At 55.9% G+C, this 22,564-nt stretch carries 24 protein-coding genes and 1 pseudogene; 13 read left to right on the top strand and 12 right to left on the bottom strand.

Annotation, left to right across the window (positions count from 1 at the left end; all coding sequences use genetic code 11):
• Nucleotides 1-874 (top strand): FRG domain-containing protein (locus tag ACLNEE_RS15255; protein WP_412007297.1); only part of this gene is annotated, 874 nt, incomplete at its 5' end.
• Here ACLNEE_RS15255 and ACLNEE_RS15250 read toward each other — a convergent pair.
• Nucleotides 846-1,484 carry a hypothetical protein gene (locus ACLNEE_RS15250; protein ID WP_411423904.1) on the bottom strand — a complete coding sequence of 213 codons (639 nt, stop codon included), beginning with the start codon at nt 1,482-1,484 and terminating at the stop codon, nt 846-848. The two genes, ACLNEE_RS15255 and ACLNEE_RS15250, sit on opposite strands and share 29 nt — an antisense overlap.
• Before the next feature lie 170 nt (nt 1,485-1,654).
• On the opposite strand from ACLNEE_RS15250, the pseudogene ACLNEE_RS15245 reads away from it, so the two are divergent.
• Both ACLNEE_RS15245 and ACLNEE_RS15240 read left to right on the top strand, forming a co-directional pair.
• Nucleotides 1,655-1,717, top strand: a pseudogene (locus ACLNEE_RS15245) (zinc-ribbon domain-containing protein); the annotation flags it as partial.
• Nucleotides 1,718-1,789: 72 nt separating this feature from the next.
• A complete protein-coding gene (locus ACLNEE_RS15240) occupies nt 1,790-2,698 on the top strand; it encodes a hypothetical protein (RefSeq protein ID WP_411423909.1) in 909 nt (302 codons plus the stop codon).
• Here ACLNEE_RS15240 and mobQ read toward each other — a convergent pair.
• Nucleotides 2,695-3,537: a MobQ family relaxase gene (gene mobQ, locus ACLNEE_RS15235; RefSeq protein WP_411423903.1), complete on the bottom strand. Its 843-nt coding sequence runs from the start codon at nt 3,535-3,537 to the stop codon at nt 2,695-2,697. The two genes, ACLNEE_RS15240 and mobQ, sit on opposite strands and share 4 nt — an antisense overlap.
• Before the next feature lie 163 nt (nt 3,538-3,700).
• On the opposite strand from mobQ, the gene ACLNEE_RS15230 reads away from it, so the two are divergent.
• Together ACLNEE_RS15230 and ACLNEE_RS15225 are read left to right on the top strand one after the other, a co-directional pair.
• Nucleotides 3,701-3,976 carry a mobilization protein gene (locus tag ACLNEE_RS15230; protein WP_411423902.1) on the top strand — a complete coding sequence of 92 codons (276 nt, stop codon included), beginning with the start codon at nt 3,701-3,703 and terminating at the stop codon, nt 3,974-3,976.
• Between the two features lie 41 nt (nt 3,977-4,017).
• Entirely contained in the window at nt 4,018-5,721 is a 1,704-nt protein-coding gene (locus ACLNEE_RS15225) for a type IV secretory system conjugative DNA transfer family protein (RefSeq protein ID WP_411423901.1), read from the top strand.
• On the opposite strand, the gene ACLNEE_RS15220 is transcribed toward ACLNEE_RS15225, so the two are convergent.
• Nucleotides 5,718-6,236, bottom strand: coding sequence for a hypothetical protein (locus ACLNEE_RS15220; protein ID WP_412007296.1), 519 nt, complete (start codon nt 6,234-6,236; stop codon nt 5,718-5,720). The two genes, ACLNEE_RS15225 and ACLNEE_RS15220, sit on opposite strands and share 4 nt — an antisense overlap.
• A 138-nt stretch (nt 6,237-6,374) precedes the next feature.
• On the opposite strand from ACLNEE_RS15220, the gene ACLNEE_RS15215 reads away from it, so the two are divergent.
• The 4 genes from ACLNEE_RS15215 to ACLNEE_RS15200 all read left to right on the top strand — a co-directional run bounded on the left by ACLNEE_RS15215 (nt 6,375) and on the right by ACLNEE_RS15200 (nt 9,429).
• Nucleotides 6,375-6,647 carry a hypothetical protein gene (locus tag ACLNEE_RS15215; RefSeq protein WP_411423899.1) on the top strand — a complete coding sequence of 91 codons (273 nt, stop codon included), beginning with the start codon at nt 6,375-6,377 and terminating at the stop codon, nt 6,645-6,647.
• A gap of 221 nt (nt 6,648-6,868) precedes the next feature.
• Nucleotides 6,869-7,345: a hypothetical protein gene (locus tag ACLNEE_RS15210; protein ID WP_411423898.1), complete on the top strand. Its 477-nt coding sequence runs from the start codon at nt 6,869-6,871 to the stop codon at nt 7,343-7,345.
• Complete coding sequence (locus tag ACLNEE_RS15205) at nt 7,345-8,544, top strand: Shedu immune nuclease family protein (RefSeq protein WP_411423897.1); 1,200 nt, start codon at nt 7,345-7,347, stop codon at nt 8,542-8,544. The genes ACLNEE_RS15210 and ACLNEE_RS15205 overlap by 1 nt, the downstream gene beginning before the upstream one ends.
• 705 nt (nt 8,545-9,249) lie before the next feature.
• On the top strand, nt 9,250-9,429 hold the full coding sequence (locus ACLNEE_RS15200; RefSeq protein WP_411423896.1) for a YodC family protein: 180 nt from the start codon (nt 9,250-9,252) through the stop codon (nt 9,427-9,429).
• 95 nt (nt 9,430-9,524) lie between these two features.
• On the opposite strand, the gene ACLNEE_RS15195 is transcribed toward ACLNEE_RS15200, so the two are convergent.
• The 8 genes from ACLNEE_RS15195 to ACLNEE_RS15160 form a co-directional block, all read right to left on the bottom strand.
• Nucleotides 9,525-9,731, bottom strand: coding sequence for a hypothetical protein (locus ACLNEE_RS15195; RefSeq protein ID WP_411423895.1), 207 nt, complete (start codon nt 9,729-9,731; stop codon nt 9,525-9,527).
• A 32-nt stretch (nt 9,732-9,763) separates the two neighbouring features.
• On the bottom strand, nt 9,764-10,108 hold the full coding sequence (locus ACLNEE_RS15190) for a helix-turn-helix domain-containing protein (protein WP_411423894.1): 345 nt from the start codon (nt 10,106-10,108) through the stop codon (nt 9,764-9,766).
• The gene (locus ACLNEE_RS15185) at nt 10,084-10,446 is read right to left on the bottom strand and encodes a type II toxin-antitoxin system RelE/ParE family toxin (protein ID WP_411423893.1); all 363 of its coding nucleotides are present in this window, start codon (nt 10,444-10,446) and stop codon (nt 10,084-10,086) included. Before ACLNEE_RS15185 ends, ACLNEE_RS15190 begins: the two co-directional genes overlap by 25 nt.
• Before the next feature lie 683 nt (nt 10,447-11,129).
• On the bottom strand, nt 11,130-12,215 hold the full coding sequence (locus ACLNEE_RS15180) for a replication protein RepA (protein WP_411423892.1): 1,086 nt from the start codon (nt 12,213-12,215) through the stop codon (nt 11,130-11,132).
• A 113-nt stretch (nt 12,216-12,328) separates the two neighbouring features.
• Nucleotides 12,329-12,886: a hypothetical protein gene (locus ACLNEE_RS15175; protein WP_411423891.1), complete on the bottom strand. Its 558-nt coding sequence runs from the start codon at nt 12,884-12,886 to the stop codon at nt 12,329-12,331.
• A 273-nt stretch (nt 12,887-13,159) separates the two neighbouring features.
• On the bottom strand, nt 13,160-14,083 hold the full coding sequence (locus ACLNEE_RS15170) for an ArdC family protein (protein WP_411423890.1): 924 nt from the start codon (nt 14,081-14,083) through the stop codon (nt 13,160-13,162).
• Between the two features lie 120 nt (nt 14,084-14,203).
• A complete protein-coding gene (locus ACLNEE_RS15165) occupies nt 14,204-14,503 on the bottom strand; it encodes a hypothetical protein (protein WP_411423889.1) in 300 nt (99 codons plus the stop codon).
• 187 nt (nt 14,504-14,690) lie between these two features.
• A complete protein-coding gene (locus ACLNEE_RS15160) occupies nt 14,691-15,284 on the bottom strand; it encodes a hypothetical protein (RefSeq protein ID WP_411423888.1) in 594 nt (197 codons plus the stop codon).
• Nucleotides 15,285-15,752: 468 nt separating this feature from the next.
• Between ACLNEE_RS15160 and ACLNEE_RS15155 the strand changes: the two genes are divergently transcribed.
• Complete coding sequence (locus ACLNEE_RS15155) at nt 15,753-19,646, top strand: RHS repeat-associated core domain-containing protein (RefSeq protein ID WP_412007295.1); 3,894 nt, start codon at nt 15,753-15,755, stop codon at nt 19,644-19,646.
• A gap of 148 nt (nt 19,647-19,794) precedes the next feature.
• Nucleotides 19,795-20,367 carry a hypothetical protein gene (locus ACLNEE_RS15150; RefSeq protein WP_412007294.1) on the top strand — a complete coding sequence of 191 codons (573 nt, stop codon included), beginning with the start codon at nt 19,795-19,797 and terminating at the stop codon, nt 20,365-20,367.
• 329 nt (nt 20,368-20,696) lie between these two features.
• Here ACLNEE_RS15150 and ACLNEE_RS15145 read toward each other — a convergent pair whose 3' ends face one another.
• Nucleotides 20,697-21,680 (bottom strand): tyrosine-type recombinase/integrase, encoded by a 984-nt coding sequence (locus ACLNEE_RS15145; RefSeq protein WP_412007293.1) that lies wholly within the window; start codon nt 21,678-21,680, stop codon nt 20,697-20,699.
• A 73-nt stretch (nt 21,681-21,753) separates the two neighbouring features.
• On the opposite strand from ACLNEE_RS15145, the gene ACLNEE_RS15140 reads away from it, so the two are divergent.
• Together ACLNEE_RS15140 and ACLNEE_RS15135 are read left to right on the top strand one after the other, a co-directional pair.
• Nucleotides 21,754-22,101, top strand: coding sequence for a hypothetical protein (locus ACLNEE_RS15140; RefSeq protein ID WP_411423906.1), 348 nt, complete (start codon nt 21,754-21,756; stop codon nt 22,099-22,101).
• Nucleotides 22,102-22,382: 281 nt separating this feature from the next.
• Nucleotides 22,383-22,564, top strand: a 182-nt coding sequence (locus tag ACLNEE_RS15135) for a hypothetical protein (protein WP_412007292.1), incomplete at its 3' end; no start/stop codon positions are given.

The following is a 22,564-nucleotide window of genomic DNA, read 5'->3' as shown; positions in this document are numbered from 1 at the left end:
CCGCTTTCCACGCTCTATCCCACGGGTCAAGTCCGTTGCTGCCTTCTTAAAAGTCGTAGGCTCTCTCCATAGTAAAGCAACATGCGACGGCAATCCCAGCCCACTTCGCTTTTATTTTCGCGGCCAACCTGGCCCATATCCGTTGCTTCCCAAAATCTTGCGGCCAAAGGATTCCAAGAAGCTGCTCAAAGCGCACATCGAGGCTTTCGGTAATCCTTACTTAGATCTAAATACTGTTCAGAGCAATATGATTTTTCGGCTCGCACGCTACGCTGAGCAGTACCATCCAACAAGTGGCTCGCTCAGTGATGTGAATGATTACCTCTCTTGGATGTGTCTTGCTCAACATCATGGCTTGCCAACATTTCTGCTCGATTGGGCCGTAAATCCACTTGCAGCATTGTTTTTTGCCTGCGACAACACTTCCAGTGTGGATGAAACACTTGACGGGGTCATTTGGTTTCTTGAACTGAAGACCACATTAGAAAGAAGCTGCACGAGCCTTCTGCATCTTGAGAAAATCCCCTTTCATCTCGACGAAATTGAGCATGGAGACGTGGATGAAGTGTTAAAAATTTGTCGGTCAACACGTATAGTAGAAGATCAACCGAAAATCATTGTCCCGCGCATGCTCACTCGAAGAATTGAGGTTCAAGCAGGAAGATTCTTGGCATCTTCCTGCGAAATGAGGGTGAACTATATTGAAACAAGTCCAGATCACATTGCTTGGAGAAGGATTTTCCCGCTAGCAGTCATCCCAATGGCTTGTAAAGTTGAAATTCTTCAGGAACTAAGGACGCTAAGAATTCATCGGGGCTCGATGTACGCAGACCTCGACAGTTACGCTAAATTTTTGGCTGAAGGGTGCCTGTAAATAGCGCGTAAGCTGTGATATCCTTCAAGAGGATGCGGGCGTCATTGCGTCTACTGCTGCGCTTCAGGTAAAAGTTGAATACATTTGTAGATATAGGCCGACGCTTATCGTTAAGTAAATTTATCGGCACACTAAACTCCGTTTCCCCCCTTACCCAAGCACTTCTTCCGGCGCAAGCTATTGAGTAAACAATGTCGAATAACTCCATCGGAGACGCGCTTACTTTTTGGGCGAGGCATTTCAACAATATACTCTTCTCAATCCATAACTCAGGTGAGTTATGGAGCAAAGTGCATCTTGATATTTCAACCTTCTCAGGCGAGCGCATCAAACACGTGACCACGTCAGAAGAAGAGTACTTCTTCCCGCTAAAGAGCGCCACCATCATCCCTGAAAACGCTCTACTGTCTTCTTCAAGTTGTGACATGCTTACCCCCATTTTTCCTAAGGAGACCCTCATTTTCGCCACGTGAGAACTTTCGCGAACAAAGAGATTATAGGCTGAACCAGCTGGGAACCCGAGACATAGATTTGCCTCAGGGACGCATTCAAAGTGAGAATGCAGTTCGGCAGCCTCGAAGGCTGTGCTGTCTTTCTGTTCAGTTGCCATTTGGTTTTTCACAAGGATGGCAGCCTGAATATTCTCAGGCCACTCTCAATCCTAGCAAACACGACGGGCGCTTGTAAAGTGCCATCTAGGCACCCTTCGATTTAGATGCCTACCGAGGGCAGGGCGGCGTACAATTGCAACTGGAAGGGTACACCTTCCTGAGGTGAGAGATGTTCTGCAACCAGTGTGGTAGCCCAAATCCGAACACAGCCCGGTTCTGTTCGTCGTGTGGATCCGCCGTCGCTGCGGCTCCTCCTCCCGCGATGCCCCCCAGTGTCATGCCGCCCCCGGCCTCCTCGGCTCCGGTGAGCCGCCCGGATGGAGCCATTGATCGCGGGGACTATCTGGAGCTGCCCGATGGCAACATCAAGCCAAAGGGCGAAGACGAGCAGTCGATGCGTGCTTTCTTCCGCGTGGCTTCGACTCGCTTTGAAACGATGGACGTCAACGCAAAGGGGGAGACACTCCTTCGCGCCGCCTGGTGGGCGATTGACAGCGGTTGTGTGCTCAATGCGGAGACCAACGCCCGGGTCATCGAGCGCCTCAAGGAAAATCCTCGCTGGACGACCAAGCATCCCCAGCTCTGTGCTCGTCTTGGAATCCCGGTACTGCCGCCCAAGCCCGGGATCGAGCTCACCGAACAAGAGGAAGAGCATCTTCTGTGGAACCCTGGCGACTGGTATGAAGTTGTCCCGGGCCAGATTTCCTTCGTCGCCTCCGACCGAGGCAGTATCACCTACGGCGGCCAGGTCTACACCCACCAGACGTTTATCTTCGACTCTCAGAGCGCATGGGGAAACAACGAATGGGAGATTTGCTCTGAGGCCCAGCTCCCGAACGGCCCTGCCCTCCTGGTTCTGCTCTGCCGTGAAGGCCGGGGAACGGTTTTCGGCATCGTCAGCATGACGAACCGGGCCTGGACGCATGTCTTGCCCTTCGGTGCTAATAGCTTTATCAAGAACAGCCGCCGGTTCAAAGAGCTAGAACAGCTTCAGTTGAAAGGGATCGGATCCACGCTGGTCAAGTCGCTACCCTATCTACTTGTGCCAGGCGTCGGCACACATTTGGCCGGAAAGGCAGCATCGAAGCACCCGACAACGTTCAAAGAAGTCGAACAGGAGCTCATCAAGGTCACTCGCCGCTTTATGCACCGGATCGCCCAGGAAGCAGACCAGTACTGGCCGAATAGCGGGCCAACGGGAGGAAGGCTCTAGTTCCAAGGCTCGGGGCCGTCCTGCTCGCGCCGCTTCTCTTCAAGAAGCGCAAGCTGGCGGGAGTAATCCTCTGGACTGAGTAAAGCCGCTCTCCGTCGCCGCATCCGGTTGTCGTTAGAGGCAAGGATGGCCCGGTTAAGATCGCCCAGCTCCGTTGGCTTCCCGGCCCGCTCCATAGCACTGGCATGGACGCCAAGGTGAACGGTTGGCTCCAGGCCATGCCCTTGGTCTTCGTAGCTCCGATGATCGACGCGAAAAGGTCTCCCTTGGGCATCCACAATGCCGTGCCGTTCAAACGCTCGGTTTTGGATTTCGGCCCATGCCTCGCGCCAGGCGGTGAGCCGCTCCGGAGAATTCAGGGAGCGGTCTTTCTTTTCTTCAAATCCATGGGGGCCAACGCCGCGAAGGGTGACCATGACATGAGCGTGAAAGTTTCTCTGATCGCCTTTCGGGTTGGGAGCATGAATCGCCCAGTCCGCGACCAGGCCAAGCGGCGTGAACTCCTGGCGTACAAACTCCTCTACAAGATCTCTGCGCTGGGGATGGGTGAGTTGCGCGGGTAGTCCGAGAACAAATTCCCGGGCAAGCTGAGCGTCTTTGCGCCGCTCGAAGGCTTCAACCGAGTTCCAGAGCTCTTCCCTCTCGGCGGCCCAGGCGGGGGCTCCTGCGGGGGTGAGAATGCCCACCTCTAAAATTCCGCGTCGCCGCCCATAATCATAGGTTTTCCCATACCGCTGATCTTCCAGCACCATGCCCGAGCGGTAGGCCGCGCAGGCAACGGCGGAACGGCCTTTTCCACGACTGATAATGTCAACCGAACAGTGGTAGTGCCCTTGCATTCTGCGTGGCCTTTCCTCGGGGTCTTCATTGAAGAAGGGTGCAGGGATTCCCTGCCGCACCGTTGCGCAGCAACGTATAAGTGCGCCCTTACTTCGTTCGGTCAGATTACCGCTCGGGAGTTAAGAAAGCCTTAATCCCTCCTCTGGTAAATTGGGTGGTGTCATGCGGCCTTCGAACGAACAACGGATCGAAGCGCTCCGCTCCCGGCGCGCGCAGATCGATGCGGAACTGGCCCGGCTTCAAGCCAAGGCCAGAGTGCTGGCACGCAAAGAAGACACCCGGCGAAAGATCCTCATCGGCGCGATCATGATGCAAGAAATGGCGAGCCGTCCAGACTTTGATCGCTACGTCCGGAGCCTTCTTTTCGATCGTCTTGAAAAGCCGCGCGACCGCGCCCTCTTTGGTTTTTCACCCGGCCCAGAGCCGACACAGCCTTAGCAAGGACGTTCAGGCGGTAGGCTACGCCAAGAGAAAGGGGTATGGATTACCGCGTTGGCTCATCCGGTTCTTCCGGGGCTTGGGACACGAAAGCCCACGGAACCGCCAAGTGGCTTTCGGCTGAAGAGAGCGCCAGGCTCGATCTCTTCACCTACCGCCCGGGCAGTATCGTTTTGGGACAAAACTCCAAAGGCCAGCTAGCCCTTTTCAACCGGCAAGGGCACGTCCTTGTGATCGCGCCGCCCCGCAGCGGAAAGGGGATCGGCTTTGTTCAGCCTAATCTCATCGCCTACCAGGGGAGCATGGTTGTCACCGATCCAAAAGGTGAGAATGCCGCAGTGACCTACCGCTACCGGGAGCATGCTTGGGGCCACAAGGCGATCATTCTGGATCCAACCGGAAAGCTCGCAAGCTACGGCATCGAGCCCCGGGTTCCAACTCACAGGTTCAACCCGCTGTCGGTCTTTGCCGAGGCAAACTACATCGAAGCGGTCGATGATATCGAGCGCATTGCCGATGCCCTTCTCGTTTCAAAAGAAGGCGAAAAGGAGCAGCATTGGCGCGACGGAGCGCGGGCCTTCCTGAAGGGTGTGCTTACGTTCCTGGTCTTCTTCCTCCCGCCGGAAAAGCAAAATCTGATCGCGCTTTCTCGCCTTGCAAACGGCCTTGAGATGCCGCATGATGATCTCTTCCTCGCCCTCACCCACAACCCGCACCCGGATCCGGTGATGCAGGATGTCATTGCCCGGGCGGGGGCCTGGTGGGATCAGGTGAACAAGAAAGAGCGGGCATCCTTTGTTTCTCTGGCGCTTCGCTCGCTCAACTGGCTGAACTCACCGGTCTGGCACGACCATCTCTGCCACTCCGATTTTCACCCCTACGACCTGAAGGCAGGCAAGACGACGGTCTACATCGTGTGCCCATTCGATAAGCTCGAAGACTACTCGCCTTGGTTTCGCCTGGTGATGTCGTCTTGCATCGTGGCGGTTCTCCGCGCCCCATCACGCTCCCCGATCCCGACCCTCTTCATGCTCGATGAGTACGCGGCCACCATCGGCCGTCTGAGCACGCTTGAGCATGCGATTCCCTATATCGAAGGGGTGGGCGGGAGATTTGCCATGGTGTTTCAGTTCCTGAGCCAGATGCAAAAGCTCTGGCCAGAGCCGGAGTATCACGGCGTCTTTGGCAGCGCCGGGGCCCACGTGTTTTTCAATGCGACGGACAGGTTCACCTCCGAGTACGTGAGCAGCTACATCGGCAAGTACGGCGCGATGGCCGCATCGGGCGGCGGAATGTCGCTGGTGCAGCGGGATTTGCTTACCCCCGATGAGGTGCGCGTTCATCCTGAAAACGACCTCATCGCCTTCATTCGCGGCCATCGGCCGGCCTGGCTCGGGAAGGTGGATGTGCGCACGCATCTGGAGTTTCGGGGCCGCACCGATGAGAATCCTGCCTATAAAGTGCTACCGGGGGGCGCTCCTCTGGCCTTGAATGCAAAGGCCCCTTCTGGCGGCACTCTCAGCCTTGCCGATGCCCTGGCAAAAGCCAAGTCTTCTCCGGTCACCGTCACGCTAGAGAGCGTGGCCGGTGCGCTTGAGCGGCTCTATCCGGGCAAGAAAATGCGGATCGAGGGCGATATGGTGGGCTACGATGAGCCCCTCTACAGCCGGCAGACGGGGGAAACGGAGTTCGTTTTTCGGCCCGTGATGCACCGAGATCTGCTCGCATCCTTAAGAAGCGGTTAGCGCTCGCGCTCTTCTTCTCTGCTTCTGGCCCTTGCCTGTTCTAGCATGTCCAGGAGCTCCTGGTTCTGGGCTTTTGTTTCCTCTTTCTCCAGCTGCCGCTCCAAAGTGAAGCGCAGATCAGGAGATTTCCCGCGCTGAATATCGTCCAAGGCTTGTTGCATGCCGTCTTCCAGGCGGTTGTACTTCTCGGCCACCTCCCGCGATGCCGCATCTTGGTGGGGCTTGATTTCACGTTCAATAATCTTCTGTTGCTCGGGAGAGGGATCAAGCTCGCGCCGGAGCGCGTTCCACTTGAGAAACATTGTGTTTGGATCATCGCCTCTCATGGCTTCTAAATCGATCCCATTCTCGCGGGCCTTAGCAATGCGCTCTTGCTCAAAAGCTGCCTCGCGGATTCCAAGTTGAACGCCCCGCGTTTCTGCCCGGCGCTCAAGGGCAAGCCGGTCATGCCAGTCGATATCGAACTGGTTGATCATCTGTTCAACCTGTAAGGGCTCGGCGTCGCGAGCTTGCATCTGCTGCACCCTCGCAGAGAGATCGAGGAGGCGATCATGCAGCTCTTCCGGAAGTTCTTGAACCCGATCCACTACCCAAATTATGTGTCACAGAACCTTCATTTGACTTCGCAGCCACAGTGAGTGATGCTCTATCGAATGGCTAAAGGCATCTGCATCACCATCACCCGCATCGTAGAAACGCGCGAACCCATTCCTGGTGAGCGTTGGCAAAAGATCTGGACGGGTACGGCCTGGCGCTCACTCTTCTGCCCGCCCAACTCACCGAGTCTTGCGGTTCACTTTGGGAGTGAGCCCGAGGTGTGCTCCACTCGGATTGAGTTCCCTCCTGCTGGCACCATCACGATGGACGCGCTTCACTATCGCCGCACCCTCTTCCAAAAAATGAAGAAGGCGGGCATCTTGCGCTGAGGATGCTTGCTTCCGGGAGGGCTTTTGCGGGTTGCGCTACCTCGTCATCCCACTTGACATGATCTGTTACTCGACAGCTTCAAATGAGACCTCTACCCACTCCCGCAGAACGGACGAATGCTCTGATAGATACACTCGTCTCAGATTAAAGAGTATACTACCCATATATGCCAGGCCACTTTGACTTTCACGACTTAGAACGAGCAACGATACGCGCGCTCATGCTTGAAGAAGCCAAGCTCGACATTGCCGAGTCACTCCTATACTACAGTGAGCGCTTCAATGAGCGTGGTCATGCTATCTATGAGAAAACGCTCCTCGAAGCTCTTGCCAGTCACGACGAGGTCTGGCTAGAACGGCAACTCTTCAGCCCCACATGCTTTAACTCAACAGAACTCCGAGCCGGAAAGGTGGTTAAGGTGCCCAGTAATGCTAGTACTGTATTTGCTCAGGGCGAGTTTAATCGTTTCTATGTGAGGGGTCTTTGTCGCTTTGCTCTCAACAACCCAGGCACTCGACTGAGGGTGTATAGAGCCAGACAATCGAGCCGAGCAAGGCCAGAATCTGAAGCGAAGATCGGGACGCTTTTGGATCCGCAGACGACCCTGACTGACTTAAGGTCACGGATCGGAATAAACCCCGAGTTTGGACTTCCCGAAGTTATGAGTGGACTTTCAGTTGAGATACTTGATAGTTGATGTTTGATCCCGATTTACTCAGATGGCCATCAAAACTGCAAACGAAACGCCTGAGGCAATGTCACTGTATTACATACTTTGATTTTGATTGGGAAGCCACCATTGGCCATTCACATCCCACTTTTAAAGGCTTGCAGGATCTTTCTTCAGCAATCGAGGCAAGGGCCCAAAGCCTTGGATTAACACCTGTTCTTGTGCTAACCACACAAGAGGACGTTCACTACAATGAGTTGACCATCAATACATTTTTGGTTGCAGTTGTAGCAATAAGGCCTTTCATTGAAAGCGTGGATAATCAGAATCGAGCTGCACCATTCTTTATGCAGATCGCCCAGCAGTTAGCAATGATGCAGAAGCAAACACTCAAATCAGCGCAACTAATAGCCACATTGAGTAGGGCACTTGAAGCAGAAGGAGATGACTTTACACAAGCTCTAGAAGCAGCTGGATCAGTCGGCGCAATTACACTTCTGCGCGCGGCCCGAAGGGCACTTGATGGCTCTGCACGCAGGCAAGATGTGATCACACTTGGTGAAGTGTTTGAAAATGAATCCGCCACATTCATTAATGATCTTGCGACTTTAGTTCGACGACGACAAAGCATTGAAGAATTTCAAAAGCAGTTTGACGATAAAACATGGAATGAGGAAGACTGGCAAAAATTCTTTGAGCGCCACTCTTGGATCCTCGGCCATTCTTCAGATCTCGTTTTCAGCCACGTCTTGAAACCTAAAGCCGTTGTTCGCCCTTCAGACTACACGAACAAAGGTGAAAGGCAAGCAGATTTTCTTATGCGGACTGCAGGAACGAAGTCATTCGCTCGAATTATTGAAATCAAGAAGCCTCAGTGCCGACTAGTTTCCAGGGACTACCGTACTGGCATACCTATATGGTCAGAAGATCTCACCGGTGGAGTAAACCAAACAATTGCTTATTGCCACAATCTTGAAGGTATTGATACTCGCCCAATGCAAATCGCAAACATCCTTCCTACCGTAGTGACCGGAATCATGATCATTGGATCCTTATCGACCATTTCCGACAATGATGAGTGGATGAAGGCTTTCGAGAATTATAGGTCTCATCTCCACGGTATTAGTATTCTTTGTTTTGATGAACTGCTCGATCGAGGAAAGCAAATGATACGGGATGAGGAACTACGCATGGACAATTTGCCGCCAATGTTTCAATCGCAATGAGTCTTTATTCTCTGTTACTTAGCCGGGTTCCTTAGTCATGTGCCAGAACATGACGGCAAGCGCAGCTATCACTGGGAATTCTGTCGCTACGGAACGAAGTCGGAAACAAACTCCGCACACTGACGTTTTCCCCATACTTCATGACAAAGTAGCTGGCACGACCTGCTTTCTATTTTTCGAATAATATCTCAGGCATCGACACAATGTGACTGAGCTTAAGGTAATGTTAACGAAGCTTGAAAGGGCCGATACTTGAATCAGGTCGCAATCTTGACCCGGGTTGATTACCGCATGGAGTTTTTCAACGCTCGGACTTCTAAAGCAAGAGTTCGAATGTCTGATCGAAGCTGCGCAATTGCCTCATTCGCCTGGTGAGCTTCATGCCCAGGGTCAAAGGAGCTGATCACTGCGACCGCTGAATGACATGTGGAACATACTACGAATGGCATTTTTAACCTTGCCCCCTGGACATTTCCTACAGGGTGCGCCAGTTGAAAGGAAGTGCCTTGGCAAAATCCGCACTTTGGGCCCATTCGACGATCTTACCTATAGTCTGTTGGCCTATGCCGGTTCTGTACGAGTGTGGTGCTCCTGACTGGAGTGGGCACCTCCAAGTCGCGGACTAGGCGAAATTCTGGAGCTCTTGCTTATATGCGCACTTGCGAGGGTTACTCGGCCGTCTGCTAGCGGTAGACTGAGGAGTCTATGAGCGATATTGATCGTGAATTAAAGCCTGGCGACGTTGTGGAGCTTCGTTCAGGAGGCCCGAAGATGACCATCGTGGGCGAGGGAACTTACGGAGGATTCGTCTGCCAGTGGTTTATCGGTAACAAGATTCAGCAAGCTGAGTTTATGCTCGTGGCCCTGAAGCGGGCCGAAGAATAGGCCAATGCTGCCTGGTGTCTGCTGGGTGCTGTCAGGACTCTGCCTTCAACGGAAGACCTTTTCCCCTTAAAGGTAGCTGCCCGTAGATTGTAGTCTCACCATTTTCTTTTCTTGGGCGACGGCCTGTATCCCGACCTCGGTGCGGTCGTGGTCTGCTCCCTCACCTTCACCCCCAGCATGGCGGCAGCGGAGAGGATGACTTCGGTCTTCATCGCGAGCGTCGGGAGGGTCTCCAAGAGGTCGATGACCTGGTTCAATGTCTCGCGCTTGTGCTCCCTGAGTGCCTGGTCTTCGTTGGTCATGGCCTTTTTCCCTTTCGCCCGTTCTCTCAGCTCTAACCGATGTTCACGGTGACGTGACCGACGGTTTTAGGATGTCGTGGCGCGACGATGACGATCACGTCATGGCCGAAGCAGTTTAGGAATCTGTAGAGTCTCTCGACGGAGTAGCCCCTGAACTGCCCCCGTAGCATCCGGGAGACTTGGGGCTGGTCGATGCCCATGCGCTCGGCGGCGGCAGTCTGGCTCAGGCCTTCTTCTTCGATGGCCCGCTGGATGGCCAGAACGAGCTTTGCTTTCTCCAGATGCTCCTCAGCATCGGACAGTCCAAGGTCGGCAAAGACGTTTGCACTTCCGGGAGTGACGCTGGTTTCGTCTACTTCTTGTTCTTTTCGATCCATTTTTCGTGTTCCTCCTGAGCCGTCTTCAGTCTGCTTTTGATGAGATCTACATCCGCTTTCGGGGTCGCCGTGCCGGACTTCGACTTCTTTTGGAAGCAGTGCAGGACATAGATTGCCTCCTCAAACTTCACCGTGTAGACCGCGCGGTAGGTGTCCCCGTCGTGGCGTTCCACGACTTCGAGCACCCCGGCCCCGCCAAAGCCTTGGAGCGGCTTGGCGTCTATATGCTTCAAGCCACCCTGGGCGACGTAAAGCGCATGTCCGATGTCTCCCCTCACCTCCTCTGGCATCTCCTTGAGGTCTCTGAGACTTGAGCCTATCCATGTGAGAGGTTTCATTCGCCTGCTCTCTGATTATGTGCATTTTTACATACTCCAAGATGTCTGTCAAGGAAAAAAGTTCCTTCTTGAACCTAGGCCCAAGCCTTTTTCCCTTTCGCCCCTCTGAGATGAACCTGACAGGTATCTAGCGGGGGTCAAGGGTGGGTTCCCAAAACCCGTAGGGCTCCGAAGTCGTTAGACTTTTTTGGGTGCCCTTGACTGGGCGCAGCCCCTTGTCCGCTGGATGGCTGGCACACCCTAGCCTCGCTCGGCGAAAGGGGGATGGCCGCAAACCCCGAAAATTTGGCCGCTGAGTGACCTCTGCCCTTTGGGGCATCCTTACCTACCCTTTTGAGCTTTAACCCCGTTCCTGGACCAAACAGGGGCCATTCTGAGGGGCTCAGGCCTCTCGGTCTTCGCTCCGCTCGGCTTTGCTACCCAAACCCTCGGGAAGAGCCAAAAAGCAAAAAATGAAGAAAATTCGCGTTGCAACGTCAGGATTTCATTCACTTAAGGGATTCACTTAAGAATATCCATATAGGATATAGCGCGACCACTTCATCCCCCCTGCGCGACCACTTCATCCCCCCTGCGCGACCACTTCATCCCCCCAAGGCGCGACCACTTCATCCCCCCAAGGTGGACAACTACAGGTTCAAAGCGACAAAATTTCGGGAAATTTCGCGTCGTGAAATTGATTTTCAGAGCGGATTTTTCGCGGCGTGCGTTTTGCAGAATTTGATAAAGTGCGCTTTCACGTACTTGGGTTTCTGCCCGGTCTCATCAATCCATTGCCAGTACGCCCGCTCCAAGTAGCGGACATCAAAGCCGGGGGCCACGGCCCGGCCGGCTTCCAGGGTGTTCATGTCAAGATTGCGCGATTGAACTTGGCGTAAGGTCTTTGCGGCCCGAGTTTCCGTCCCTTGCAGCTTGGCGAACTTGTCGAAGTCGGCCAACGGAGTCGGCCCGGAAAAGAGCGTGAACCCGTTAGTGGTGAGTTGGCACTGCAAGGCCGGAAACACCGATTTCACTTTCTCAATCGCCTCGTTCATGTACTTCACGAAGTCTCGGGTGCGTTCAAACGAAGATCCGATTTGCGCCTTCAAAACGGGCACCGGCAAGTTAAGCACCCCCTGTTTCTGGGCGTTCATCGTGAACAACCGGTAACTGACCCAGACGTAGAAATCGATGGCCAGTGGCGAGCGACGGAGCTGCCGCAGATGATCCAGCAAAATGGGTACCGGTGAGGCCACGATCGCTTGGTAGAACTTGTCGCTTAGTTCGATGTAGCTCTCGAAGAAGCTGTCTTGCTGAGGGCTTTTATAGCTCCACCAGATGTCGCTGGCGTCGCTAACGGGCATGAGGGCATAGGAGTCGCGAGAGCCCGTTTCATCGTCCACTTCGCGGATGAACGCAATTTCGCAGCGCAGAAGTCGCGTGATCTGCTCGCGAAGAGCTTTCACACTTCCCCGCTTTCCTGTGACGATAGGGATATCAAGCTCGCGCAGAAACTCATACAGGTGGCTAGTGATCGCGATGCGGCGGGGGTTGTCTTTGCCTTGGTTAGCGATTGCCTTGGTCGTGATGTAGACCATGAGGAATCGTGCGATGGCCCCGTACGGAAGCCCAATGTCTTCCCCGTTTCGTCCGACTCCACTGCGGAATACGACCGACAGGTGCCCGTTTTTCCGGACGATCCGCGTCTCTTTGGGTCGGGTGATGGGAAGGCCGCACTGCACCAGCTCGCGGGCCATGTAGCCCTTGGGTTGAATATCGCGTTCGGCCATCGGGCCAAACGCTTCAGCGTGCCGGAGGGCTTGTTCCGTCAAGGGAACGCGGCCCGTTTCCTTGCGTTTCCTGGGGCGGTCTTCCCCGCTGGGTGTGGGATCGGATTTGTGCATTACAAGCCTCTCACGCGCCCAGTGAGACGTTCAATGAAGCTGAGTCTGCGCGGGGTTTCCACCTGTTCAATAACGGTTCCCAGCGGTGTTTCCGCTGTGGGGGCGGGAAGAGCTTTCAGCATCTCGGTAGCAGTTTCGGCGGCGCGTCGCCAGGCGTCCGCGTTGATCCGCTCCCGTTCGACTTCGCGCTCCAGAAGTTCGCGCTCCCGGCTCATCTGGCCTTTGAGGGCTTCGATCATGTCGCGGGCGGCTTTGAGCTCCGCCTCCGTTTTGGCCGCCTCGACGGCGTTCATGGACGTTTCTTCTCGTTCACGACCGGTCACGAGGGCGAGTTTGGAAACGGGCTGTTCCTGTTCACGTACCGGCTCGCCAAAGTAGTGGGCTAGCTCCGAGAGGAGAAGCTTGCGCTCACCGGTAGGCTGAGGATGCCATTGAAGCTTCCCTGAACTTGCCATTTTGGAGATTGTCCCCTTCGACTTCCCCCAGATTTTGGCCGCCTGGTTCAGGCTTACATACATGCTATCAGGTGTGTTCACGTCAGTTTCCAATGCGTTCATGAGTGGTCTTCCGGGGGTGTTCGGAAACCTGTTTCCAAGTTTGAATCGAGTTTACGGACGAATAGGCCCGATGTAAAGCACCATGGAAGCGGGAAGAAGAGATGGGGTGGGGCCCTGGCTAAGGCCGCCGCCGAGCCGCCGTAGAGAGCCGTAAGGCGGGGCAGTAGGCGCGTCGTCCGCTTTGTGGGCGGGGAAGACGCGCGTCCTGCCAGGCGAAAGCGCGGCGTGTGGCCAGGCCAGGGAGGTGGCCCCATCGATGATGAGGGGGGAGCCTCAGAGCTCCAAGCGAGAAGCCACCGGCTGCGGCACTGCTTTCAGGCTTTGGAAGGAATGCAGATAGTCAGAGGCCCGTTGCGCCAGGCTAGCGGCGGTAAAGATCGCGCGGTTATCGGCGCGAAGCACTTTGAGCCAGGACTGAACGTAGGCGGCATTTTCGGGCCGGGCATCGACGCTGAGTTCCAGATCGGCGGCGAGGAAGGCTGCCCCAAGCTCGGCCACGAGCTCCTCGGCCGCATAGCTCTCTTTGCCAAAGCGGCCCGATAGGTCGCGGTCAAGACGCCCCTTGGCCCCCGTCCAATGCGTGGCCTCGTGGGCCAAGGTGGAGTAGTAGTCAAGGGGACTGGTGAAGGCTTCAAAGGGCGGAAGCTGGATGTAGTCTGCTGTGGGCTGATAGAAGGCGCGTCCGCCCCCGTGGCGGATGTCGGCTCCGAGCGCGGCAAAGAATGTTTCCGCATGCTCAATCCGCTGATGTTCGGGTCTCTCAGGACGCTCGGGAGGCACGTAGCCCTCAACCTGCTGGGCATTGAAGAGGGGAAAGGCCTTCGCAACCCAGTAGCGATCGGTGGACGCGGAGTCACCTTCGGCGGGCTGTTCACCTTGTTGTTCAAGGGGTTTCCAAAATACGCCCACGGTCGCCTTTTCGCCTTTGCAGACTTTATGGCCAAGGTCTGACCACTGCTTGAACGTGGCCCAGGTGTTTTCTTGGTAGCCTGCAAGATGGCTTGCGACCCAGAGGCTAAGGATGTTCACGCCCCGATAAGGCTGGCCGGTTGATGCGTTCACGGGGCAGCGGAGCGCCGTTTCCGGAGAATGCCAGGGCATTTCCCATGCGCCCGCTCCGGCCTCGATGGCCGCAATGATTTGGTGGGTGACCCGGGTGTAGACATCCACGCGGTCTGAAGGGGATTTGCTGGCCATGGTGGCCTCCTTTCCGGCATTGGCCCTTTAAGAAAGAGCATAAGGGCTTGAGGTTGCAAAAGTGTTGCGAGGAGGAAGTGCGCCTGGCCGCCGAAAGCGGCGACCAGGCGACCCCGAGGTCTACTGGCGGTTGACCCGCGCCGGGTCGAAGGGGAACAGAGGGTCGTCAAACTCCTCGGTCGTCTCCGCGCCCGGTTGCGGCTTGGGGGGAAGCACCAGGATGTCCGTTTCCGCTGCCGCCGGGATGAAGTTCAGCTTTAACCGAAAGCCTTTTCCATCGCGGGTAGGGAAGGCCGTACCAATCCGCGTCCAGTAGGTGCGCTCGCCGCCTTTTTGTCCGGCAAGGATCTCGTAGTTTTGGGTGTTCATGACCGTTTCCTTTCGTTTTGCGCCTAGGGCGGGATTGCCCTTGGCGGTCATGACCCGGGAAGAGGTGGGAAAGGGAAGGGCGGCAAGGCTGAGGGGAGCAGGAACACCCTCGTTTGCAGGGACGCGAAGCGAGCGAAAATGAGGGGCCTTGCAAGCCGCTTTCTTTCCCGCCTACGGGGTCAAGGATGACCGCAGTGGGGAATCTCCGGCGCAAACGGGAGAAGGAACGTCAGGAAACCTAACGAGAAAAGCCCGGATCAAAGAGGGCCGTCACCTCTGGCCGGTAGGCGACCCAGCTCTGCCCGTAGATGCGGGGAAAGTGATCGATGGCACGGACAAGGGTGGCCATGGAAGGGTGCATCCAGGAGATGAGCTCCATTGCATCAGCATGCCGCTGCGGAAGTTGTGGGTTGAACGCTACGGGCTCGAAGTGAGAGATCCGATTGCGCAAAAACCGAAGGTCACGAAGCCGGGGCGCGATCGCGGTGCGGGTGAGGGCGCGGCCTAAGTAATGGGGAAACACTGCCTGAAGGGTGCGATTGACAATCTGGCCCTGGTATTGCCGGTCGTAAAGGGAGGTCCAGAAGCCAAAGCTGAGGGCCGCGACGATGCGGCCAGGATCAAGCGGCTTCCGATCCCTCGCAAGATTCGACTTTGCCTCGGCTACCTTCGCAAGCGCTTTGCCCGTGAGCAGGTGAGGGGTGTCGTACCATGTGGCTCCATGAAGGCCGGTTAAGGCGTTGTGGAGCTGGTTGCGGAAGGTCACTTCAGCCACGTGCAGGACTGGATGAAGCGACCGGGACACGTCGATATTCCAGAGGTAGCGAGCCATGGCGTCTCGCTCGTTAAGGTCGCCGGGCCTTTGATAAGCCGCAAACCTTTCCGGTGCCAGAGCCAAAATGGCCGCCCAATGGGCCGATGACCCCGCAAATGGGCCTGATTGGGGCGGGAAAGGGCTTGACATCAGAGGGTTTCTGCCGTAGTATTAAAACGTACCCTCCGGGATTCGTCCTCTGCATGCAAGACTCCGGAGCAAGGATTAAAGAAGGCCTCCCAGCAATGGGGGGCTTTCTCCTTTCTGGGTGTGTCTCCTGTACGTAGGCCATACATGCCTCCATATTGCGGCATCTAGCGCAAAAACAATGTTTCATTATGTGGCATTTAATCAAGCGTTACATGCCTTAGCAAATATCAAATGCTACAGGATTTAGAGCTTTAGTCCCAGAGAGAATATCGTCAAGCTCTCCCCCGGCTAGAACTCCGCACAAGCGGCTTTCACTGCGGCGGATGCGAGTAAGACATGGCAAGTATCAAGGGGTTTTCAGCGGGATCACTTTTGACCAGGCTCACGGCTTTTGTCGTGGTGGTTTCGCTTACGTCATCGGTTGCGGCAAACGGCGCGGCGGACATTCTGGCCCGGGCCGGAAAGGCCCTGCCGCTTCCGGTGCGCGTAGCTCCGGAGTTCAGTCACCGCCCCTTGCCGCTGAAGGCTCAACCCATCACGCACCCGCGCACCCCGGGCCGCGATGACTCCCACTCCCGCTGGTGGACGCCTGCCCTCCGCACTTCGCTCGACCGGCAGATGCTTCAAGAACGCATCGAGTCCGGGGAAGTCATTGCCTCCATTCTGCCAGTGCCGGGAGTCTATGCTCTCCACGAAACCGGCGGCAGTGATCCCGGCGGCGGGATGCCTCCGGGCGGCGGAAGCGGCTCTGGAGGTGGATCAGGATTTGATGTTGGAGGCGGCTCCGGATTTTATGGTCAGTCCTCGATGATGACCGGAAACAACCTCATCCGGCACCATTTAGTCGGCTGGGATTCGCTGGGAGCGTCGGCGGTCAGCTTCACCCTCTTCCACAATAGCCGGGGCACCTACAACGGAGCTCTTGGGCATGGGTGGAGCCACAGCTACGACAGCCGCATCACCACGGATCCGGGCGTCTCCTCTACGGTGCGAATGCCCGATGGACTTCTCGTGCCTTACACCATTTCGGGCGGAAATTATGTGCGTCCCGATGGCTGGAACCATACTCTTGTTCGGCACTCCAACAATACCTACACCTTAACGTTTAAGAACCAGGTGAAGTGGGAGTACAGCAGCGCGGGCTGGCTCATTGCGGTGAAAGACCGGGTCGGGAACACCACCGCAATCAACCGCAACTCCAGCAACCAAATCACTTCCATCACCTCCGCCGATGGTCGGACGCTGACCTTCAGCTATGCCAGTGGGAACATTTCGAGCATCCAAGATCCGCTCGGCCGCACCTGGAGCTTTAGCTACAACGGAAGCGACCAGCTCACCAAGATCACCTATCCTTCCATTGGCGGCCCTGCGGCGGAGCGCTCTTTCACCTACAGCACCGCGGGGCACGACATCATTCAAGAAACGGACCTGCGCGGCCACAACTGGAGCTGGACGTACGACAGCGATGGCCGGATCCTCACGTTTTCAAACCCGCTGGGCCACACAACCACGCGGAGCTACACGGCAAACAGCAGCGTTACCACCCTGCCGGGCGGGCAGACGGTCACGCACACATTCACCAATGGAGTACTGACCGGAACGACGGATGAGGCGGGCTATACCCGCAGCTTCACCCGCAATAGCAATCGCGATATCACGGCTTTGGTGGATGAGCGGGGTCAGACCTGGAACTACACCTATGACAGCTGGGGTAATCAGCTCACTGCGCGAACGCCGCTTAATCACACCACCACCACTGTCTACAACGCCACCCACGATGTCACCTCGGTGACCTCGCCGCTTGGCCATGTGACCACCACCAGCTACAACGCGCAAGGACTTGTGAGCCAGGTCACCGACCCCTTAAACCGGGCCTCGGTTCGCTACACCTACAACAGTAACGGCGATGTGCTCACCGTCCGCGATGCCCTGGATCGAACGACGACGCTGGCGTACAACTCCCGGGGTGATGTGACCTCCATCACCGACCCGGCGGGAGTCGTCATCACCGGAAACTACGACCTTCTTGGCCGGGTTACCTCGGTCGTGCGCGGCACGGCCACCACTTCGGTGACCTACGACAATTGGGGTCGGCAAACCAGCCTGATTCACCCGGGCGGAGCCACGGCCTCGACCACCTACGACCGGGAAGACAACGTCACCCAGGTCGAAGATGAAATCGGCCGGATTTCCACTTGGGTCTACGATGCCGCCGGGCGCAACACCAGCTTCACCAACCCGCGCGGGGATGTGGAGACCTACTTCTACAACAGCAACGGCTGGAACACGAGCGTGGTAAACGGTCGGGGCCACACCCGCACCTACCAGCACAATAATCGTGGAGAAGTCACCCGCCTGACCATGCCCGATGGGGCCATTGAGCAGTGGACATACAACGGCACCGGGGACACCACGGGTTACACCTCGCCCCTCGGCTTCACCAACAGTTACGTCTACGACAATGCGGGTCGCATGACCACCGTGGATTACCCAAGCGGGGTGGATACCACCTTTGGCTACGACAACAGTTCGCGCCAAACCAGCATGGTCGATAGCACCGGCACCACCACCTGGAGCTACAACGCGGCCGATGAACTGACCAGCCTGGCTCAGCCGCAAGGGACCACGACCTATACCTACAACCTCGCTGGCCAAAAGGCTTCGATGACCGAGGTGGGTCTTGGCACCACAAACTACACCTACTTTGCGAACGGTCGGCTGTGGTACTTCATCGATCGCCACGGCGACCAGACCGTGTTTCTTTACGACTCTCTGGGCCGGAACCACATTCGGATTAACCCGAACGGCACTTCGGACCAGATGCAGTTCGATAACCGCGACCGCCTGACCGCAATTGACCTGTACAACAGCGGAGGCTCGTTCCTGCGTCGTCAGAGCTACACCTACGATGCGGCCAGCCAAATGCTGACCCACACCACCGATGGGGTGACGACGACCTACACCTACGATCCGGTGGGGCAGCTGCTCTCGGAGACTCGGCCCGGCTACACCGGAACCTACACCTACGATGGCAATGGCAATCGCTTAACGCGCACGGTGAACGGCGTTGCGGAAACTTACGCCTACGACAGTGGCGACAAGTTGCAATCGGTTTCGGTGGGTGGAACTCCCATCAAGACCTACGGCTACGATGCAGCGGGGCGCACGACTTCGGTGACCTCTTCGGCCGGAACGACGAACCTCACCTACGACTTCGAGTCTCGGGTGACGGCCATTTCCGGCCCGGGCATCAGCGCCACGTACTCCTACAATGGCCTGGATACCCGGATCGGGAAGACGGAGAACTCGGTTGCAAATACCTTCCGGCGGAGTGGAGCGTATGTGACTGATCCGGTACTGGGCGATGGCTCGGCCAGCTACACGCCGGGAGTCTCGGTGCGCTCCGGCGGCAATGTGCGCTACGAGCACACGGGCCTCAAGAACACCGACAGCCAAACCTCCTCTGCTCAAAGCGTCGTCGCGTCGCGGATTTACGATGCTTTTGGTAACGTTGTGTCCTCTTCGGGCACATGGACGGGCCCGTTTGGCTACGCGGGGAACTTTGGGTATCAGCAGGATGCCTCCGGCCTCAAGCTCCTCGGGCACCGGTACTACGATCCTTCGACCGGTCGATTCTTGACGAGAGATCCGATAAAGGATGGTAGGAATTGGTATGCATATGGCGCGGGAGAAGCGGCTCCAACGAACGTTGCTGATCCAACGGGACTAAAGAGTTCCGCCCTTGGATACGGTCTCGCGATCTGGATAAGTCGAATGCCGCCACATCTACAACAAATTATCTTAGCACTTATCGGAAAGTGCCCTGTCTGGCTCAACCAGACACTTAACTCCTGGAGGGCGCTGATTCAACCACATCACTTGAAATCTCTAGATCCGGTAGTAAGAATGACAGCGTTCAACAGAGCTGGCCCACCCAATGGATGGGGCTATCGTGAAACTGGAGGTGCTGTTACCTCTATCGCGAGATATGACGCCCAAGGAAGAGTTGTATTTCGAGTCGATATTGTTTCTAGGAGTTTGCGTACGGATCATATTTACCCGCACATCCATACCTACCAATTAAGTGGTGGATATGAAAGGAAACCTCCAACATGGGGTGGGCAGTGGCTACCTGGGACGCCGGGATTCGGGTCAGGGGTTAAGATAGGAGGCGCGCGTCCCAGTCATGGTAGCCTGATCATTGATCTAGGTTTAGACGCCTTTAAATAGTGCTATGAAGTCAGGAACTCTCTTTCTCAATATGCTTACCCCAGTCGCAGGTGTGAGCATATTGAGGCATGCATTTCCCGAGTTGGAAAACCACAGGTGGATTTTGACTACGTCATGTTTAACATTTTGTGGCTCCTTGCCGATAATATTGCACAGCTTACTTGTATCATCGAGGCATGAAGAAGCAACCCTCATGTTATTTGGCAATGGCTTAATACGTCATGAGCTATCTTTTGAGCTGGGCACTTTATACACGTGTAGCTACGCTTTTTCCCGTAAGGAGGACGGGGCTCACTTTGTTCAAGTTGCAAAATCAGTAAATGGCGACATTTCTATTCGTGAAAGCCGGAAGAAATTTGGGGGGGCGCAAATCTACACTGTTGAAACAAATTGGCATAATGCCATCGTCATCATTAGTGAAATCATTAACCGAAGCTCTTTGATCATTCGGGAAAAATTGCTAGCTTCAAGGCGTGGCTATTTCTTCGATAACAAATTGCAAGTTATGCGTGGCGGTAGCTTGTTTGAAGGCTTACAGCTAATCTGTGATTGGACTCCGGGAACAAGGCTCATCGTCGCTTTACCAGATGTTGGTGAAGGTCTCCAATGTGTATCTGTGACACTTCATGAGGATGGTCATTGCGCACTCGTCCTCAAGCGCAAAAGTGAAGGTGCTATCAGTATTGAGGAATTAATCGAATCTTGCGCGATAACATTATAAGCATGCCGTAGAGGTCTTCCCTGGATCATTCTTTAATAACGAATCAGCGAAAGATCGTGAGTGGTTGTCCAGCTGACGGCATGGTTCCCGAGCTGCTTGGCAATCTGTTTAGGCCCTAATCCAGGAAGAATTCCTGGAGTCTCGGTGCGTTCGGGCGGAAACGTGCGCTACCAGCATACGGGTCTCAAGAACAGCGATAGCCAAACCTCCCCGGCCCAAAGTGTCTCAGCGTCGCGGATTTACGATGCTTTTGGCAACGTCGTGTCCTCCTCAGGCACCTGGACGGGCCCGTTTGGTCACGCCGGTGAGGTTTGGCTATCGGTGCTCTTTCAGTATCTAATCCTCACAATTTCCTCCAGTTCCAGCCGAGTCGCCCGGCGGTCGTAAAGCTTGGTGGTTCGGCTGTCCGCATGATTTGCAAGCTGCTGCGCGATTTCTAAGCTTCCCCCGTTGGCGAGAAACTCCGTGATCCCGGTGGCCCGGAAGGAGTGGTTGGAGAATACAGGCGGAATCCCGGCCCGCAAAAGCCGACGTTTCACCATGCGCAGGGCATCACCCCGGGACATGGGGCGGGAACTCTGGATTGTCCCTCGGGCATCGAAAGCGGGGAATAGCCAATCGGAGGTCCGCAAAGCCGCAACCGCAAGCCAGGCGTCCAGATACTCCACCAGGCGCGGGTGGGCCGGAATGTCCCTCTGCACTCCGCCTTTTTCGTGAAGCCGGATCATCTGGGTGCGGCCTAGATCGATGAAGTCCTCGGCCCGGATGGCCACTGCTGCGGATACTCGGGCCAGGGCGTAGGCCATGACGGCAATGAGAGCCCGGTCGCGCAGCTCGATCGGGCGGGAAGGATCAAAGCTTTCAAAGAGCATCCGCATCTGCTGGGCATCGAGCGCGGGGGTTTTGCCCCCCTTCACCCGCACCTTTTCCGTGGAAACTTCGCGGGCTGGATTGAAGCCGAGCGAACCAGTTTCCACCATATAGGCGAACAGGTTGCGAAGAGAAGACATCTTTCTTTTGATCGTGGCGGCGCTGTTTCCGGCTGTTCGCAAGTGGTCTCGGAAACGGGCGACGTGGAGGGTTTCCACGTGTTCAAGGGGAAGGCCTTGCTCCATGCACCAGGCGGCGAACTCTTTAGCATCGCGGAGGTAGGCGGCCCGGGTGTTGTCGTTGGCGATTTTCGCCCCGAAGTAATCGGCCGTCGCTTCCTGTGGCGTTTTGCGGCCCTGGTACCTCGCCACGCCACCCCCGACACCCCCCAGAATTGGGAGGAGGAGCCCTTCTTCCGGTTGTCTTTTGTCCACTGTCATCATGGACGGATCATAGCACCGGTACGGTGCTCATAAAAGGGGTTATGCGGCACAATCGGGAGGGTACTCTCTAGCCATGTGGCGCAACGAAGATTTGGATCGACAGTTTCTTGAGCGGCTTGAGTGCGAGGATGAAAAGGATCGTAAGGCAGGGATCGATCCCGACCCGGTAGTGCTCAAGCTGTTTGATGAGAACCAAGAACTGATTCACGAGGCGAGTGGAAGCGGCACCGTTCGTCGCATGGGCTCTACTCTCACAGTTACAGGCAACGTTCTCCTTCGTCAGCGCGACCAGATTAGCCTCGCCCGCTTCTGTACTGTACGCGGGGGAAAGGGCCAACCGACCTTTTGGGGTCACATTTCCGGCATCGAGGACTCGTTGCCACCTCGCCTTATTGTCAGGAACGTGAAAGAGATCCAATGAGTGCGCCCCTCGCAAATTACCTGGTAAGCGATCTGCCCTGAACCAAAGCGGGATCTAGAAGGCACATAGCACTCATACGGTCGCGAGCGCCTCCTGTTATCCAGGAAGATGAACCAAGCGACGCACAGCCAACTCGCGTATAACATCAAAGCCTCCACCAGAGGGATGACCACTCTACTGGAGCGCTTAGGCTACGCAGGTGGGGTACAATTGATGGAGTCTAGTGTGGCATACCGTTACTGCTTCGACGCTAGAACAGTGCGCATTCAAGGTGGAGACCCATGTCTAAAGCTACCTTCCTACCATTCGATAACATTCCAACTTCAAGCGAGCTTCATTTAAAGGCATTCGACCGCTTTCCACGCTCTATCCCACGGGTCAAGTCCGTTGCTGCCTTCTTAAAAGTCGTAGGCTCTCTCCATAGTAAAGCAACATGCGACGGCAATCCCAGCCCACTTCGCTT

The organism is Aphanothece stagnina RSMan2012 (assembly GCF_046764815.1).
GTDB lineage: Bacteria > Cyanobacteriota > Cyanobacteriia > PCC-6307 > Cyanobiaceae > NIES-981.
This window is presented reverse-complemented; position numbering and strand designations above follow the sequence as displayed.

Coding starts and splice junctions, on each gene's coding strand:
- ACLNEE_RS15140 (WP_411423906.1), top strand. CDS start 21,754: ATGTGGCGCAACGAAGATTTGGATCGACAGTTTCTTGAGCGGCTTGAG.
- ACLNEE_RS15210 (WP_411423898.1), top strand. CDS start 6,869: ATGCTTGAAGAAGCCAAGCTCGACATTGCCGAGTCACTCCTATACTAC.
- ACLNEE_RS15230 (WP_411423902.1), top strand. CDS start 3,701: ATGCGGCCTTCGAACGAACAACGGATCGAAGCGCTCCGCTCCCGGCGC.
- ACLNEE_RS15190 (WP_411423894.1), bottom strand. CDS start 10,108: ATGGATCGAAAAGAACAAGAAGTAGACGAAACCAGCGTCACTCCCGGA.
- ACLNEE_RS15250 (WP_411423904.1), bottom strand. CDS start 1,484: ATGGCAACTGAACAGAAAGACAGCACAGCCTTCGAGGCTGCCGAACTG.
- ACLNEE_RS15175 (WP_411423891.1), bottom strand. CDS start 12,886: ATGAACGCATTGGAAACTGACGTGAACACACCTGATAGCATGTATGTA.
- ACLNEE_RS15180 (WP_411423892.1), bottom strand. CDS start 12,215: ATGGCCGAACGCGATATTCAACCCAAGGGCTACATGGCCCGCGAGCTG.
- ACLNEE_RS15155 (WP_412007295.1), top strand. CDS start 15,753: ATGGCAAGTATCAAGGGGTTTTCAGCGGGATCACTTTTGACCAGGCTC.
- ACLNEE_RS15205 (WP_411423897.1), top strand. CDS start 7,345: ATGTTTGATCCCGATTTACTCAGATGGCCATCAAAACTGCAAACGAAA.
- mobQ (WP_411423903.1), bottom strand. CDS start 3,537: ATGCAAGGGCACTACCACTGTTCGGTTGACATTATCAGTCGTGGAAAA.
- ACLNEE_RS15170 (WP_411423890.1), bottom strand. CDS start 14,083: ATGGCCAGCAAATCCCCTTCAGACCGCGTGGATGTCTACACCCGGGTC.
- ACLNEE_RS15185 (WP_411423893.1), bottom strand. CDS start 10,446: ATGAAACCTCTCACATGGATAGGCTCAAGTCTCAGAGACCTCAAGGAG.
- ACLNEE_RS15215 (WP_411423899.1), top strand. CDS start 6,375: ATGGCTAAAGGCATCTGCATCACCATCACCCGCATCGTAGAAACGCGC.
- ACLNEE_RS15165 (WP_411423889.1), bottom strand. CDS start 14,503: ATGACCGCCAAGGGCAATCCCGCCCTAGGCGCAAAACGAAAGGAAACG.
- ACLNEE_RS15145 (WP_412007293.1), bottom strand. CDS start 21,680: ATGATGACAGTGGACAAAAGACAACCGGAAGAAGGGCTCCTCCTCCCA.
- ACLNEE_RS15200 (WP_411423896.1), top strand. CDS start 9,250: ATGAGCGATATTGATCGTGAATTAAAGCCTGGCGACGTTGTGGAGCTT.
- ACLNEE_RS15195 (WP_411423895.1), bottom strand. CDS start 9,731: ATGACCAACGAAGACCAGGCACTCAGGGAGCACAAGCGCGAGACATTG.
- ACLNEE_RS15160 (WP_411423888.1), bottom strand. CDS start 15,284: ATGGCTCGCTACCTCTGGAATATCGACGTGTCCCGGTCGCTTCATCCA.
- ACLNEE_RS15220 (WP_412007296.1), bottom strand. CDS start 6,236: ATGCAAGCTCGCGACGCCGAGCCCTTACAGGTTGAACAGATGATCAAC.
- ACLNEE_RS15225 (WP_411423901.1), top strand. CDS start 4,018: ATGGATTACCGCGTTGGCTCATCCGGTTCTTCCGGGGCTTGGGACACG.